This is a genomic window from Dryocola mayonis, assembly GCF_051307045.1.
Taxonomy (GTDB): Bacteria; Pseudomonadota; Gammaproteobacteria; order Enterobacterales; family Enterobacteriaceae; genus Dryocola.
In genome coordinates this window covers 3,428,388-3,444,120 of the sequence record NZ_CP150452.1, presented here as the reverse complement: position 1 = coordinate 3,444,120, position 15,733 = coordinate 3,428,388, and the positions used below count along the sequence as shown (strand labels likewise).

The following is a 15,733-nucleotide window of genomic DNA, read 5'->3' as shown; positions in this document are numbered from 1 at the left end:
TATCCGCTTTGCGTCGCTCCTTCTGCGCGTTGCCGCCCAGGCGCCTGCTGCTTACCGATAGTTTACCGTTAGCTCATTGCTTACCACATGCAGCGCGGGAATAAGCTGCCCCTTGCTCGCTACGGAATAAACAAAGCGAAAGGGACCGCGCGCGGCAAGCGGGCCGGCAAGCTTTTTTTGTCCGCTCAGGCGGTCAAGCCTGATGCAGGCGGCGGCGTTACACAGTTTTATCTCAAGCCCCGCAGGGGCAGGGGTGAGCAGCGTGACTCGCCATACTAACAGGCTGACCTTCGCCGAGGCGGGGACTTCCGCCGGCGCGCTCAGCGCCGCGCCCGCCATCGTCTGTTTGCCCACGCTTATCACAACGCCGGCCGTTTTTTGGCTCCAGGCACCGCCGGCCGCGGAAACGGCAGGCGGCAAAAGAAGCGCCGCCAGCGCCATTAGCCTTAAGAGCCTCACTCCTGGCCGCCCACGATAGACGTCATACGCACGGTGCGGTTATTGCTGATTTCCAGATTCGACAGTACGGCAAGCTGCGGATAAACGCGGCGCAGGAAGCGCGAAAGCATCATGCGCAGCGGCTGATTGACCAGCATTACCGGCGGCGCGCCGAGGGTTTCCTGCTGGGCCAGCGCTTTTTCAGTCTGGCGCATCAGGTTTTCGGCGATGCCCGGTTCGATGGCGCTGCCGTTCTGGCTTGCCTGGATCAAGAGCCTTTCCAGATTAAGATCCATACCGATAACGCGAATTTCGTCGTTGCCCGGGAACCACTGCTGGGTAATGGCGCGGCCTAAGCGAATGCGCGTATGGGCCGTCAGCTCATCCGGATCGGTTTGCACCGCGCCGTATTCGGCAAGCGTATCGATAATGGTGCGCATATCGCGAATCGAGATCCTTTCCGCCAGCAGGTTCTGCAGCACCTTATGGAAGGTGGTCAGCGAGATAACGCCCGGAATCAGATCTTCTACCAGCTTCGGCATCTCTTTGGTCAGGCGGTCAAGTAGCTGCTGGGTTTCATGGCGGCCGAACAGTTCGTCGGTGTGCGTGGCAATCAGGTGGTTAAGATGGGTGGCAATCACCGAGCTGGGATCCACCACCGTATAGCCCAGGATCTGGGCCTGTTCGCGCATGACTTCGTCAATCCATACGGCGGGCAGGCCAAAGGCCGGCTCCTGGCAAGGCGTGCCGGGCAGCTCGCCTTCCGCGCAGCCGGGGTCGATTGCCATCCAGCGCTCGGGCATGGTTTCGCCGCTGCCGATTTCAACGCCTTTAAGCAAAATGCGGTAGTGGGTCGGCGGCAGATCGAGGTTGTCGCGAATATGCACCGACGGCGGCAGGAAGCCCATCTCCTGAGCAAATTTTTTCCGGATGCCGCGGATACGGGTTAACAGCTCGCCGCTTTGAGCGCTGTCCACCATCGGGATCAAGCGGTAGCCGACCTCAAGGCCCAGCACGTCTTCGATCTGCACGTCGGACCAGGAGGCTTCGGTGGCCTGCACGGCGTCGGCCTGGGCTTTAGCCGCGGCTTTGCTCTCTTTGGACTGGGCGCCGCCCTGCGCGCTTTTTTGCAGCTCTTTACCGCGCATCCACCAGGCGATGCCCAGCAGCGAGGCGGTAAACAGCAGGAAAACAAAGTTAGGCATGCCGGGGATCATGCCCAGCAGGCCGATGATCGCCGCCGCCAGTATCATCACGCGCGGATTATTAAACAGCTGGCTGACCATCTGTTCGCCCACGTCCTGCTCCGTGGCGACGCGAGTCACGATAACGCCGGCCGCAGTCGAGATAATCAGGGCCGGGATCTGGGCGACCAGACCGTCGCCGATGGTCAGCGTCGTGTAGGTTTCGGCGGCGACGCCAAAGGACAGATCGTGCTGCAATATGCCGATCATCAGGCCGCCGATAACGTTCACCGCCATGATAAGCAGGCCGGCAATGGCGTCTCCGCGCACAAACTTGCTGGCGCCGTCCATGGAACCATAGAAGTCGGACTCCTGCGTGACTTCGCTACGGCGGCGCTTGGCCTCCTCTTCGCCGATAATGCCCGCGTTCAGGTCGGCATCGATCGCCATCTGTTTGCCCGGCATCCCGTCCAGCACAAAGCGCGCGCCTACCTCCGCGATACGGCCCGCGCCCTTGGTGATAACCATAAAGTTGATGATGATGAGGATGGCGAACACCACGATGCCGATAGCAAAGTTGCCCCCCACCAGGAAGTGCCCGAACGCTTCGACAACGCGGCCGGCCGCGGCGCCCCCGGTATGTCCTTCCATCAGAATGATACGCGTTGAGGCGATATTCAGCGCAAGGCGTAACAGCGTCGAGAACAGCAGCACCGTCGGGAAAGCGGAGAAATCGAGCGTCTTTTGGGTGAACATCGCCACCATTAATATCATCAGCGAAAGGACGATATTAAAGGTGAACAGCAAATCGAGAAGAAACGCCGGCAGGGGCAATATCATCATGGCCAGAATCAGCATGATTAATATCGGGCCCGCCAGTATTTTCCACTGCGTCTCTTTTAACGGGGGTAAACGTAATTTGGTGGCGTAGTTTGCCATCACTCATGACTCTCTTGTGCAAAATCCAGCGCCGCAGGCACCGGAAGGTTCTCAGGTTTTTTCGGGGCGATACCGCCGCCCAGCCGCCAGCGTCTCAGGCCATACACCCAGGCAAGGACTTCGGCAACCGCGCTGTACAGCTCGGTGGGGATCGGCTGGCCAATGTCGCAGTGGCGATAGAGCGCGCGTGCAAGCGGCGGGGCTTCAAGCATAGGAACGGCGTGTTTTTGCGCCTCTGTCCTGATACGTAACGCTATTTCTCCCGCGCCTTTAGCCACCACTATCGGGGCGGCGGCGCCGCCTTCTTTGTAACGCAGGGCGATGGAGTAGTGCGTCGGGTTGTTTACCACCACATCGGCGGTGGGGATGTCGGCCATCATGCGCTGGCGCGCGGCGGCGCGCTGCAGCTGCTTGATACGGTTCTTAATGTGCGGGTCGCCTTCGCTTTGCTTAAATTCATCGCGGATTTCCTGGCGGCTCATGCGCAGTTTCTTCAGGTTGCTAAAAATCTGGTAAAACACGTCGTAACCCACCATCGGGATCAGCGCGAGGATGACCATCAGCAGACAGTGGGAAATCAGATCGCGCGTGGCTCCCAGGCCGTCGGCCAGCGAGCCGTGGCCGAGCGTGATAAAGCGCAGCTTGTTGTGGTAGATGTAAAATGCGCAGGCGCAGCCGACCAGTATGACCTTCAGGATGCCCTTGATTAATTCAGAAACCATCTGGCCGGAAACCATTCGCTTAAGGCCGGGCAGAGGGTTTATCTTTTTCATATCGAATTTAAAAGACTTGCCGCCAAACTTGACGCCGCCCAGCAGCGCAGAGGCGCAGATGCCCGTTAAAAACAGCCCCAGCAGCATGGGCAACACCGAGGTTGCCGCCATCAGCAGCAGCTGGCGAAGCTGGCGGATCATCGAGTTGGGATCGAGGATCATCATCCGGTCGAAGCGCAGCCCGCTTTGCAGCAGCATCGCCAGCCTGCTGGCCAGCGCATCGCCGCCGGACAGAATCAATCCCCAGCCGACTAACAGCATCAGCAGCGACGTAAGCTCTTTGGAACGTGGGATCTGTCCCTCTTCACGGGCTTTCTCCCGTCGCTGGGGCGTGGGTTCCTCTGTTTTTTCTACATCACTTTCTTCAGACATCGGCTTTAATCATGTTGCGGGTATTACAAAGCAGGGCGAAGGGCTGAGCGGCGGCATGCGTAATACCGCAAGCAAACCACGCCTCAGCACAGCCCGCCCGCAAAAGCGAATCACGGAAATCAGAAGCCGAGGCTTTCAAGTAAATCATCAACCTGGCCTTGCGTAGCAACCACGCCGGCCCCATTCGGATCGATTTGCGGGCCGTTTTTCAGCGCTTCTTCGGCAATCTCTTTCGTCGCCGTTTCTTCCGGCTTGTGATCGAGCAGGACATGAATCAGCTCTTTTTCGATATTCTCGATAAGCAGCATCAGGCGCTGGATAACCTGGCCGGTCAGATCCTGGAAATCCTGCGCCATCATGATCTGCATAAGCTGCTCGTTAGTTTTGGCGGTGATGTCCGGCGTATCGCGCAGAAACTGGCGGGTATCCGCCACCAGCTCTTTGGCCATCTGCAGCTCAACGGGGCTAGCAAACCATTCGTCCCAGCGCTTGCTCAGCGACGTGGACTGGCCGTGCAAAGCGTCCTGCAGCGGGCGGGCGACTTCCACGCAGGTTAAGGCGCAGTCCGCCGCCTGTGAGGTTTTCGCCACGACGTAAGACAGCCTGTCGCGGGCATCGGGAATGGCTTCGGCCGCATCGATAATGATCCGGTCGAGGCCGAGGTTGTTCATGCTGTTGTGCAGCAGGCGCGTCAGTTGACCAATTCGCGAGAAGATATCCGTCTGCGACTGGGGGGGTTGCTTATCCATGATTTACCACCCGAGCTTTTCAAAGATTTTGCCTAACTTCTCTTCCAGCGTCGCCGCGGTGAAAGGTTTGACAACGTAGCCGCTGGCGCCGGCCTGAGCGGCGGCGATAATATTTTCTTTTTTCGCCTCTGCCGTCACCATCAGTACCGGCAGCTTGCTCAGGTTGGCGTCTTTGCGAATTTCAGACAGCAGTTCGAGGCCGTCCATATTCGGCATGTTCCAGTCGGTTATCACAAAATCGAAGGCGGATTCACGCAGACGGGTAAGCGCATCCTGGCCGTCTTCGGCTTCTTCAACGTTGTTAAATTCCAGATCTTTTAAAAGATTACGCACGATACGGCGCATGGTAGCGAAGTCGTCAACGACTAAAAAACGCAAGTTTTTATCTGCCATATTAAGTCCTGATAGTTAAACACCCCCGACGGGGAAAGTTGTGTAAGTTACTGTTTGCGTTAAATTCGGCGCGCCTGTCCGGTCACGTTGCTCAACATGTGCTGGGCCATCTCGCCGAGATCGACCACCTCCACGGCGGCACCCAGGGCAATCGCCTCTCTTGGCATCCCGAACACCACGCAGGATTTTTCGCTTTGCGCCAGGGTATGGGCGCCCGCCTTGCGCATTTCCAGCAGTCCGTGCGCGCCATCGTTGCCCATGCCGGTCAGGATCGCCCCGACGGCGTTTTTACCCGCGCAGGCGGCCACCGATTTAAACAGCACGTCCACCGACGGGCGGTGGCGATTAACCGGCGGGCTGTCGCTGAGGCGCACGTTGTAGTTAGCCCCGCTGCGTACCAGCTCCATATGCATTGCGCCCGGCGCGATATAGGCGTGACCGGGCAGCACGCGATCGCCGTCCTCGGCTTCTTTCACCGCGATTTCGCAAATTTTATCGAGGCGCTCGGCAAAGGAGCGGGTAAAGCCCGGCGGCATATGCTGGGCGATGACCACGCCCGGGCAGGTGCGGGGCAGCAGCGTCAGCACCTGGCGCAGCGCCTCGGTACCGCCGGTTGAAGAGCCGATAGCGAAGATTTTTTCGCTGCCCACCAGCGGGCTGGAGATGATTTTTGGCAGGCTCTGGCGATCGCGACGGTAGACCTGCGCCTTTGAGGCGATGCGGATCTTCTCGGCAATCAGCTCGCTGTACTGCGTCATGCCCTCTTTCAGGCCCATTTGCGGCTTGGTCACGAAATCCACCGCGCCCATTTCCAGCGCGCTAAGGGTGATTTCAGACCCTTTGCTGGTCAGGGAGGAAATCATAATCACCGCCATCGGACGCAGGCGCATCAGGCGTTCAAGGAAATCCAGCCCGTCCATGCGCGGCATTTCGACGTCCAGCGTCAGCACGTCCGGGTTAAAGCGTTTAACCAAATCACGAGCGATAATCGGATCCGGGGCGGTGGCGACCATTTCCATATCAGGCTGCTGATTGACAATGTCGCTCATAATGTTGCGGATGAGCGCCGAATCATCAACGCAGAGGACTTTAATCTTGCGCATTAACTATCCTCTTTCAGGGTATACACTGACTGGCCGCGAAGGCGGAAAGGGCCGTCGCTCGTGCCAAAGTGCTCAGAATGTCCGACGAATAAAAGGCCGCCGGGTTTCAGGAGCTTTGCAAAACGCTTTAGCAAATGTTCCTGGGTTTTTTGGTCAAAATAGATCATGACGTTGCGGCAGAAGATGGCGTCGAACGGGGCCGGTACGTCCCATTTTGCATCCAGCAGGTTGAGGTACTGGTAATGAATCGTCTCGAGCAGCTCTTTCCTGACTTTGACGAGGTTTTGCTGCTCGCCGGTGCCGCGCAGAAAGTAATTCTTTTTTTGCTCGGTGGTCAGGTTGTCGAGATCGGATAGCCGATAGACGCCGGCCGAGGCTTTGGCGAGCACTTCGGTATCGATATCCGTAGCCCAGATACGCGGGTTAAGCATGCTGCGCCCGAGCGCTTCATCCAGGGTAATGGCGATGGAATAAGGTTCTTCGCCGGTAGAGGACGCGGTGCACCAGACTTTATAATTTCCATTTCCCTTCCGTGCGCGCGCGTGCTCGGCAAGCACAGGGAAGTGATAGGGCCTCTCTGAAAAAAGAGGTCAGATTGGTGGTCAGCGCATTAACAAACGCCTGCCATTCGCTGCTGTTTGGGTTTGATTCCAGACGAGATAAATATTCGCTGAAATGCGTTAATTTCAATTCACGCAAGCGCCGGGACAGGCGGTTATAAACCATATCGCGTTTCTGGCTGCTCAGCACAATGCCCGCGCGTTGATAAATTAGCTGACTAACTTTTTCCAGCTCTTTATCTGCGATCCGCGCTTCGATGCGCATCGCTGCGTTGTTAATTTGATTAACGTCGCATTCCATACTCATATATAACATCCTTGCGACGTATATGTGTGGTTGCCGTGGCGTATTTTAAAAATACACAACATTCTATTATCAATTGGGTAAGGATTTATTATTTTGAAGCCTGCAGGTTAATAAACTCAGGGCTGCATTTAAGATGATGACGGCGGATAACGCTAACGCCGGTTTACACCGCCATATTCATGATTTCCTGATAGGCGCTGACCATTTTATTGCGCACCTGAATACCCATATTTAACGCTACTGAAGACTTTTGCAAAGAGACCATCACGTCGTTCAGGCCAATGTCCGAGGTTCCCATCATATAGCTCTGCGCCTGAGCCCGGGCGCTGTTCGACGCCTGGCTAATACCGTTTATGCTGTTAAATAACAGTGAAGAAAATGAAACGGGATCGGCGTTACTTTGTTTATCTGACAGCGCATTGCTGTTTGTCGCTCCGGAAACTTGCCTGGCCTGAAACTGAATTTGTTCCAGGACACCGCTCATTGATTGAATTGACATTAAATGTTCCTGCTATTTCGGTAATAAACCATGTTTATCCAGGCGCTATTGCCTTTATTAAGGACAGCCTAGCATGGGGAGCCGGTAATGATATAACGCAATAAGCCGACAGAAATTTCAGTTCATCGGGGATTAAGAAAAATCCTGGATGACCCATAATACGCGACTGAAATTCAGCAGGAATGAAGGAGCGATCGCTGTTTTCTCCCAGGATCTTTAACCGGAGTGCTGGTTCGCAATATTGCGTACACATTGCGTCATTTATTTTTTACAGGACTACGGCATGAATGCCACCACAAACGGTATTAAAAGCAACAATACAACATCTCTGATAGCAGCCTTTGAGCGTATTCGTGCCAATCCCAAAATTGCTCTGATTGTCTCTGCTGCGGCGGCTATTTCGCTTATCGTCGCACTTGTTCTTTGGGCGCAGTCCCCGAACTACCGCGTGCTGTACAACAATATCAGCGATCAGGACGGCGGGGCGATTGTCGCCCAGCTGGCCCAGATGAACGTGCCCTATCGTTTTGACGAGCGCGGCGGGGCGATTATGGTCCCGGCAGACCAGGTCTACGAAGCGCGCCTTAAGCTGGCGCAGCTTGGGCTGCCCAAAGGGGGCGCCGTAGGCTTTGAGCTGCTGGATCAGGAAAAATTTGGCATCAGCCAGTTCAGCGAGCAGGTTAACTTCCAGCGCGCGCTGGAAGGTGAGCTGTCGCGCACTATCGAAACCTTAGGTTCGGTGCGCAGCGCTCGCGTGCATCTGGCCATGCCAAAGCCCTCTTTATTTGTGCGTGAGGCAAAGCAGCCTACGGCTTCCGTGACGGTTCATCTGGATAATGGCCGCACCATGGATGCCGGTCAGGTAAACGCGATTTCTTATCTGATTTCCAGCGCCGTTCCCGGCCTGAACGCGGACCAGGTGACCATTGTGGATCAGGCTGGTCGCCTGCTTTCACAAAAGGGCGACCAGGCGCAGCAGACCTCGCGCCTGAAATACACCAATGAGGTAGAAGCGGATTTCCAGCGCCGCATTCAGTCCATTCTTGCGCCTATTGTCGGTAGCCAGAACGTGCGTGCGCAGGTGACGGCGCAGATTGATTTTACCGTTCATGAGCAAACCGCCGAGCAGTTCCAGCCCAACTCCTCGCCGGAAAAAATGTCTATCCGCAGCCGTCAGACCAGCGATTCTGAGCAGGGCGGCAAAAATATTAACGGCGGCGTGCCCGGAGCGTTAAGCAACCAGCCGCCGACGCCTGCGACGGCGCCGTTAACCCAGCCTGCAGGCACGGCTAATCAGACGCAGAACGCCGCTAATCAGGCGCAGGGCGCGGCAGCCGGTAATAAAAATACCGCCGCCGAGGCTAACGCTGCCGCAGCGATGGTTCCGTTTAACTCCAGCAAGGACTCCACCACTAACTACGAGCTGGATCGCACGCTGACGCACATCAAGCGCAGCACGGGCAGCGTCGAGCGCTTATCCGTCGCCGTGGTGGTAAACCACCTGCCGGGTAAAGACGGCACCCCGCAGCCCTTATCTAAAGAGCAGATGGCGCAGATAAACGCCCTGGTGAAAGAGGCGGTGGGCTATTCCGAAGCGCGTGGCGACACCCTGAATATCGTCAACTCGGCCTTTAGCAACGCGGACGATGACCAGGCGCTGCCGCTGTGGAAGCAGCCGGAAGTGATCAGCCTGCTGATGTCGGCCGCCCGTTATCTGATGGTCGCCATCGTGGCGTGGATACTGTGGCGCAAAGCCGTACAGCCGGCCTGGATGCGCCATCAGGAGCTGGCTTTACAGCGCCTGGCGCTGGAGAAAGAGGCCCGTCAGGCCGAGCTGGACGAGCTGGCCCGTAAAAACGAAAGCACCGCAAAAGCGAAGGCTCAGGCCCGTGTTGACCTTGAACTCAATACTCAGCATCTGCGTGAGATGGCGGAGAACGGTCCGCAGGTTATCGCACTTGTACTGCGCCAATGGATGAATAAGGAGCTTAGCGAAAAATGAATGCCGCAGAGAAATGTGCAATTGTCATGCTGACGCTTGGCGACGAGCGGGCCGCTGAGGTGTTTAAGCACATGTCCACCCAGGAGGTGACCCGAATCAGCTCGGCGATGGTCAGCATGAGCGCCTTTAGCCACGATCAGCTCTCCCGCGTGCTCAAAGAGTTTCAAAGGGATTCCAGCGAAGTGGCGACGCTCAACCTCGATACCAATGAATACCTGCGCAGCGTGCTGGTAAAAGCGCTGGGCGAAGACCGCGCGTCCAGCCTGCTTGAAGATCTGCTCGATACCCAGGACGGCAACAACGGTATCGAAACGCTCAACTTCATGGAGCCGGTAACGGTTTACGACCTGATTCGCGACGAGCATCCGCAGATTATCGCCACCATTCTTGTGCACCTGAAACGTAACCAGGCGGCGGACGTGCTGGCGAAATTCGACGATCGCGAGCGTAACGACATCATGCTGCGTATCGCTACCTTCGGCGGCGTGCAGCCGGCGGCGCTTCACGAGCTGACCGAGGTTCTGAATAACCTGCTGCACGGTCAAAATCTCAAGCGCAGCAAAATGGGCGGCGTGCGTCCTGCGGCCGAAATTCTCAACCTGATGAAATCGCATCAGGAAGAAGCGGCTATCGAAGCGGTACGCGAATTCGACCAGGAGCTGGCGCAGAAAATTATTGATGAGATGTTCCTGTTTGAAAATCTCATCGAGCTTGAAGATCGCAGCATTCAGCGTGTTCTGCAGGATATCGACAATGAGTCGCTGATCATTGCGCTTAAAGGATCGCAGCAGCCGCTGCGCGATAAGTTCTTCCGCAATATGTCCAAGCGTCAGGCGGATATCATGGTGGAAGATCTCAACTCGCGTGGTCCGGTACGTATGTCCCAGGTGGAAGCCGAGCAGAAAAATATCCTGCTGGTGGTGCGCCGCTTAGCCGAGACCGGAGAAGTGGTGCTTGGCGGCGGGGAGGATGTCTATGTCTGATAAAGAGAGGGGATGGCAGCGCTGGCAGCCCGAAGATCTGCTGGCCGACTTTAGCCGCGCCGAGCACGAGCTCCCTGAACCCGACGCGACGCCCGGCAACTATCAGTCTGAAGAGCTGCTTCAGGCGGAGCTTTCACGCATTCGCCAGCAGGCCGAGCAAAAAGGTTTTGCCCAGGGCCTGGCGCGAGGCCTGGAGGAAGGCAAGCAGCAGGGCTATCAGGAAGGGCTGGCGCTCGGTAAACAAGAGGGCGTTGAGCAAGGGCTGGCGCAGGCGCAGGCCCGGCAGGACGAAGCGGCCGCGCAGATTATCCGCCTGTTCGAAGCTTTTAAACTCGCTTTGGATAACCTCGACAGCGTGATCCCCTCGCGTCTGGTTCAGCTTTCCCTGACCGCCGCGCGTTCGCTTATCGGGAAAAACATCGTTTATGACAACGACGTCCTGATCGACAAGATTAGAAGCCTGCTCAGGGAGGACGCCTTGCTGGCCGGCAATATTCAGCTTTGGGTGAGCGAAGACGACAGGGCCATGGTCGGCGAAAAGCTCGGTCCGACGCTGGCCTCGCTGGGTTGGGAACTGCTCGGCGATGCGGATATTTTGCCGGGCGGCTGTCGTATTACCTCCACCGAAGGTGAAATTGACGCCACCATGAGCACCCGTTGGGAAGAACTTTGCCACCTTAGCCGGGAAGACTACAGCTCATGACCACGCGACTGAAAAACTGGCTGGGAACCCTTGAAAGCCAGGAGCGGAAAATTGCGGCGCTGCAGCCTTTTCGGCGTTACGGAAAGCTGACGCGCGCCACCGGGCTGGTGATGGAGGCCGTTGGCCTTAAGCTGCCGATTGGTACGCTGTGCATCGTGGAGCGCGACACCGGCAGCGGCATCGCAAAAGTTGAAAGCGAGGTCGTCGGCTTTAACGGCCAGATTCTGTATCTGATGCCGCTTGAAAACGTTGACGGCATTTTGCCCGGCGCGCGCGTTTACGCCTTTGACAGCGGCCCCGGACTTACGCAGGGCAAACAGCTGCCGCTGGGGCCTGAGCTGTTAGGACGCGTGCTGGATGCCAGCGCCCGCCCGCTGGACGGGTTGCCCGCACCCTGCCGCCGGCAGCAGGATACCCTGTTTACCTCCCCTTTGAATCCGCTGCTGCGCGATCCTATTAAGAACGTTCTCGACGTTGGCGTCCGTGCTATTAACGGCCTGCTGACCGTGGGACGCGGCCAGCGCATGGGGCTGTTTGCCGGCTCCGGCGTGGGCAAAAGCGTGCTGCTGGGCATGATGGCCCGCTACACCAAAGCCGATGTGATCGTGGTGGGGCTTATCGGGGAGCGCGGACGCGAAGTAAAAGACTTTATCGAAAATATTCTCGGCAAGGACGGCCTTAGCCGCTCCGTCGTCGTCGCCGCGCCGGCGGATGTTTCGCCCATACTGCGCATGCAGGGGGCGGTTTACGCCACCCGCATCGCCGAAGACTTTCGCGAACGCGGCCTGAACGTGCTGTTGATTATGGACTCGCTTACCCGTTACGCCATGGCGCAGCGTGAAATCGCGCTGGCCATCGGCGAGCCTCCTGCCACCAAAGGCTATCCGCCTTCGGTGTTTGCGAAGCTGCCGGCGCTGGTGGAGCGCGCCGGCAACGGGGAGAAAGGCGGCGGTTCGATAACGGCGTTTTACACCGTCCTGACGGAAGGGGACGATCAGCAGGATCCGATTGCCGACTCGGCGCGAGCGATTCTCGACGGCCACGTGGTGTTATCGCGTCGGCTGGCGGAGTCCGGACACTATCCGGCGATTGATATTGAAGCGTCGATAAGCCGCGCCATGACCGAGCTTATTGATAAAGAACACTACAGAAAGGTGCAGACGTTTAAACAATTGCTGTCGGCTTTTCAGCGCAATCGCGACCTTATCAGCGTGGGCGCCTATGCGGCGGGAAGCGATCCTTTACTGGATAAAGCGATCGCCCTTTACCCGCGTCTTGAAGCTTTCCTCCAGCAGTCCATTGACGAGAACTGCGGCTATGAAGCGTCGCAAACGCTGCTGGAAAATATTTTTTCTGAGTCTTCCAAATCTTGACAGAGAGCATAACTAATGGCGACGAACAGCCCAATGGACGTGCTGCGCGATCTTGCACAGCAGCAGCTTGAGGCCACCACCACTCACCTGGGGAAGGTACAGCAGGACTACGCGCGCGCCGTTACCCAGCTTGAACAGCTCAAAGAGTATGAGCGGGAGTATCAGCAGAATTTGCAGCTGAACATGGCCGGTCAGGGAATGTCGGTGGTGGATTGGGTAAACCACCAGTCGTTTATTAATTCACTTGGCAAAGTGGTGCACCAGCATGCCGGGCACGTCACCACCTGCAAAAAGTCGGTCGATCTGGTGCTCACCTCCTGGCGCAGCGACAAGCAGCGCCTGAACGCTTTCGACACCTTAAAAAGCCGCGCGGAGACGGTACGCGCGCTAAAAGAGAGCCGCTACGAGCAAAAATTAATGGATGAATTTGCGCAGCGCGCCTGCCACGGGAAAAAAGTTTTATGATGGTAAATATCATGCCTGCGTTGAACGTAACGCCGGCCGCGCAAACCGGCGCGGACGTTGCGCAGGACGGCGATTTCGCCGCCGCGCTTGAGCAAAAAACGCAGCAGCTGGATCCTTTGATTCCGGAAGGTGCGGAGCAGCCCGGCCCGGTGCCGGCGGTAGACGATCCGGTTAACGTTAGCCACGAGCTGCCGGGGGACATGTTCGATCCTCTTGTCAGCCTGCCGGACAACTCGTTAATCAGTAAGGAAAAAGAGGTGGCCGACGACCAGCTCCCGGTTCTGGCGGGCATGTCCGTTGAGCCGCAGCTTGCGCATCTGCAAACGCTGGTGACGCAAATGGACGCGGCGGCAGGCGCGGCAGCGGCAGGCGCAGAAGCCGCGCAGCGGGCGACTACGGCTGCCGCTGTACCTGTTGATGCGCAGGGGGCAGAGGCGACCCTTGAAAATATCGCTCAGGCCGTGCTGACCACCCGCCGGGGCGCCGCTGAGGGCAGCAACGCGGCTCCAACCGCGGCCGCGCTGGTTAAGCAAGGCCATACGCCAGCGGCTTTTGCGGCTGAAGCGGGTAAAGAAGCAGGACGTGAGATTCAGGCAGCGCCTGGCCTGCCGGCGCCGCAGCTGGTTGAGAAGGCACAGCAGGCGGCGAGCCTGTTTAAGCCCGTTCCCGAAGGGATTGCGGCGAACGCGGCTGAAAGCCCGCAGCCATCCTTTGTGCACGTGGTTCATGCCCATACGTCGTCTGCATCTTTACTGCTAAACACGCCTTCCGTAGCGGCTCCGGTGCCGGCGGCGCCAACGCCGGTTTTAACCCAGGAAATGGGCTCGATAGCCTGGCAGCAGTCGCTGGGACAGCAGGTGGCGATGTTTACCCGCAACGGCATTCATAACGCGGAAATACGCTTAAATCCGGCGGAACTTGGCGTATTAAAAATTAACCTGCGCATGAACAGCGACCAGGCCAGTTTACATTTCGTCAGCGAAAATCATCAGGTACGCGCCGCCCTTGAAGCCGCGATGCCGCAGCTGCGCACCTCGCTTGCGGAGTCGGGCATCAACCTCGAAGCAAGCCGCGTGGACAGCGGTCTGGCCCCAGTCCTGGAACGGCTCTTCGCACTCTGAATGGTCGGCTTCCGGACAGGCTGCTCAGGAGGATAACGGACGCGACGCGCAGCCCGAGGAAGAGGAGCGGGTTATTATTGCTCCGCAGCTGCGTCGCAATAGCGGAATAAATACCTTTGTTTGACGGTTACAATTAATTGTCAAGCTGGCGTCATTAATTTCACTTATTTACTGAATTGTCTCAAAGGCCGTATGTAATAGAATGCTCTGCTTATCAGGGCATGATTTACAGGTCCGTATTCATTTACAAGGTTTTCACATAATGGCAAAAAAGAATAAAAATGACTCCGGGTCTGGTAAAAAAAGCACCCTGATCATTTTGCTGCTCGCATTTCTGGTTGTCGGTGCCTGCGGCGTTGCTGGCTTTACTTTTTATGAAATGAATAAAATGAAAAACGACATCGCCCGGGAAGATGTGGCGCAAGAGCCTGTCGTCGCGGCGGCTCCTGTATATGTCGCGCTGGATACCTTTACCGTCAGCCTGAAGCCGGATGAGAAGAATGATAGCGATCGTGTTTTATATATCGGCTTAACGTTACAGGTCAAAGACGATAATTCAAAAGAGCTCATTAATAAGTTTTTACCCGAAATTCGTAGCCGCTTGCTGATTCTTTTTTCACAGCAAACTTCTGAATATTTATCTACCGATGAAGGCAAGCGTAACCTGATTGATAAAATTAAAACCGTAACCAACCAGCCCGTTGCCGGTAAACACAGTGCGAACGTTACTGATGTGTTATTTAACGCGTTTATATTACGGTAAATTCTATGTCTGATAGCATATTGTCTCAGGCTGAGATCGATCGCCTGTTAAACGGCGGCGGGGGCGACGATAGCGATAACGTCGCCGCCAACCCGGAGCAGAACGAAGGGATTCAACCTTATAATCCCAACACTCAACGGCGCGTGGTTCGCGAGCGCCTGCAGTCGCTTGAAATTATTAACGAGCGCTTTGCGCGTCAGTTCCGCATCGGCTTGTTTAACCTGCTGCGACGCAGCCCGGATATCACCGTAGGCGCTATTAAAATTCAGCCTTACCATGAGTTTGCGCGTAATTTATCCGTGCCGACCAACCTGAACCTGGTGCATATGAACCCGCTGCGCGGCACGGCGCTGTTTGTCTTTTCGCCGAACCTGGTATTTATGACGGTCGACAGCCTGTTTGGCGGCGACGGCCGTTTCCCTACCAAGGTGGACGGGCGGGAATTCACGCCGACCGAACAGCGCATCATCGAAAAAATGCTGTCGATGGCGCTGGAGTCCTACGACTATGCGTGGAGTACGGTATTTAAGCTGAAAACGGAGTACGTCCGCTCGGAGGTGCAGGTTAAATTTACCAATATCACCTCATCGCCGAACGATATCGTGGTCACGACGCCTTTCTCGGTGGAAATAGGCGCTCATACGGGCCATTTCGATATCTGTATTCCGTTCAGCATTATTGAGCCGTTACGCGAGCTGCTCACCAATCCGCCGGTGGAAAACTCCAGGCAGGAAGACGAGCAGTGGCGTAATACGCTGGTGACGCAGGTGCAGGATACGGAACTTGAGCTGGTGGCAAGATTTGCCGAAATCAATACCCGCCTGTTACGGGTTATGCAGCTTAAAGAAGGCGACATCATCCCCATCGATAAGCCAGAAAACCTTGAAGCCTTTATTGATGGCGTCCCGGTGCTGTCCGGTAAATATGGCTGCGTTAATAACCAGTATGCTCTGAAAGTCGAGCATATCAAGAATCCCTCTTTAGCCTCTTTTAAAAAGGAGTAGTT

15 protein-coding genes and 1 pseudogene are annotated in these 15,733 nt (G+C 56.5%); 8 read left to right on the top strand and 8 right to left on the bottom strand.

Annotated elements, in window-relative coordinates:
• Window positions 1–51: 51 nt before the first annotated feature.
• From WLO32_RS16635 to fliE, 8 genes and pseudogenes are all read right to left on the bottom strand, one after another.
• Window positions 52–441, bottom strand: coding sequence for a flagellar protein FlhE (locus WLO32_RS16635; RefSeq protein WP_435946132.1), 390 nt, complete (start codon window positions 439–441; stop codon window positions 52–54).
• 14 nt (window positions 442–455) lie between these two features.
• Window positions 456–2,561, bottom strand: coding sequence for a flagellar biosynthesis protein FlhA (flhA, locus tag WLO32_RS16630; RefSeq protein WP_435946130.1), 2,106 nt, complete (start codon window positions 2,559–2,561; stop codon window positions 456–458).
• Complete coding sequence (flhB, locus tag WLO32_RS16625) at window positions 2,561–3,706, bottom strand: flagellar biosynthesis protein FlhB (RefSeq protein WP_435946129.1); 1,146 nt, start codon at window positions 3,704–3,706, stop codon at window positions 2,561–2,563. Before flhB ends, flhA begins: the two co-directional genes overlap by 1 nt.
• Window positions 3,707–3,825: 119 nt before the next feature.
• Complete coding sequence (gene cheZ, locus WLO32_RS16620; RefSeq protein WP_435946128.1) at window positions 3,826–4,455, bottom strand: protein phosphatase CheZ; 630 nt, start codon at window positions 4,453–4,455, stop codon at window positions 3,826–3,828.
• Window positions 4,456–4,458: 3 nt separating this feature from the next.
• The gene (gene cheY, locus WLO32_RS16615; protein WP_435946127.1) at window positions 4,459–4,848 is read right to left on the bottom strand and encodes a chemotaxis response regulator CheY; all 390 of its coding nucleotides are present in this window, start codon (window positions 4,846–4,848) and stop codon (window positions 4,459–4,461) included.
• 59 nt (window positions 4,849–4,907) lie between these two features.
• Window positions 4,908–5,951 carry a protein-glutamate methylesterase/protein-glutamine glutaminase gene (locus tag WLO32_RS16610; RefSeq protein ID WP_435946125.1) on the bottom strand — a complete coding sequence of 348 codons (1,044 nt, stop codon included), beginning with the start codon at window positions 5,949–5,951 and terminating at the stop codon, window positions 4,908–4,910.
• A pseudogene (locus tag WLO32_RS16605) lies at window positions 5,951–6,812 on the bottom strand (CheR family methyltransferase). The gene WLO32_RS16610 and the pseudogene WLO32_RS16605 overlap by 1 nt, the downstream one beginning before the upstream one ends.
• A gap of 169 nt (window positions 6,813–6,981) precedes the next feature.
• Window positions 6,982–7,317, bottom strand: coding sequence for a flagellar hook-basal body complex protein FliE (fliE, locus tag WLO32_RS16600; protein WP_435946124.1), 336 nt, complete (start codon window positions 7,315–7,317; stop codon window positions 6,982–6,984).
• A gap of 283 nt (window positions 7,318–7,600) precedes the next feature.
• Here fliE and fliF point away from each other — a divergent pair, with 283 nt between their 5' ends.
• The 8 genes from fliF (at window position 7,601) to fliM (ending at window position 15,731) form a co-directional block, all read left to right on the top strand.
• Window positions 7,601–9,319 (top strand): flagellar basal-body MS-ring/collar protein FliF, encoded by a 1,719-nt coding sequence (gene fliF, locus WLO32_RS16595; RefSeq protein ID WP_435946123.1) that lies wholly within the window; start codon window positions 7,601–7,603, stop codon window positions 9,317–9,319.
• Window positions 9,316–10,302 (top strand): flagellar motor switch protein FliG, encoded by a 987-nt coding sequence (gene fliG / locus WLO32_RS16590; RefSeq protein ID WP_435946122.1) that lies wholly within the window; start codon window positions 9,316–9,318, stop codon window positions 10,300–10,302. Before fliF ends, fliG begins: the two co-directional genes overlap by 4 nt.
• The gene (locus WLO32_RS16585) at window positions 10,295–11,005 is read left to right on the top strand and encodes a flagellar assembly protein FliH (RefSeq protein ID WP_435946121.1); all 711 of its coding nucleotides are present in this window, start codon (window positions 10,295–10,297) and stop codon (window positions 11,003–11,005) included. The genes fliG and WLO32_RS16585 overlap by 8 nt, the downstream gene beginning before the upstream one ends.
• Window positions 11,002–12,378: a flagellar protein export ATPase FliI gene (gene fliI, locus WLO32_RS16580; RefSeq protein WP_435946120.1), complete on the top strand. Its 1,377-nt coding sequence runs from the start codon at window positions 11,002–11,004 to the stop codon at window positions 12,376–12,378. Before WLO32_RS16585 ends, fliI begins: the two co-directional genes overlap by 4 nt.
• Before the next feature lie 15 nt (window positions 12,379–12,393).
• Window positions 12,394–12,843, top strand: coding sequence for a flagellar export protein FliJ (fliJ, locus tag WLO32_RS16575; RefSeq protein ID WP_435946119.1), 450 nt, complete (start codon window positions 12,394–12,396; stop codon window positions 12,841–12,843).
• Window positions 12,840–13,964, top strand: a complete 1,125-nt coding sequence (locus WLO32_RS16570; RefSeq protein ID WP_435946118.1) for a flagellar hook-length control protein FliK — start codon at window positions 12,840–12,842, stop codon at window positions 13,962–13,964. The genes fliJ and WLO32_RS16570 overlap by 4 nt, the downstream gene beginning before the upstream one ends.
• Before the next feature lie 262 nt (window positions 13,965–14,226).
• Window positions 14,227–14,727 carry a flagellar basal body-associated protein FliL gene (gene fliL / locus WLO32_RS16565; protein ID WP_435946117.1) on the top strand — a complete coding sequence of 167 codons (501 nt, stop codon included), beginning with the start codon at window positions 14,227–14,229 and terminating at the stop codon, window positions 14,725–14,727.
• A 5-nt stretch (window positions 14,728–14,732) separates the two neighbouring features.
• Window positions 14,733–15,731 carry a flagellar motor switch protein FliM gene (gene fliM / locus WLO32_RS16560; protein ID WP_435946116.1) on the top strand — a complete coding sequence of 333 codons (999 nt, stop codon included), beginning with the start codon at window positions 14,733–14,735 and terminating at the stop codon, window positions 15,729–15,731.
• Window positions 15,732–15,733 lie beyond the last annotated feature (2 nt).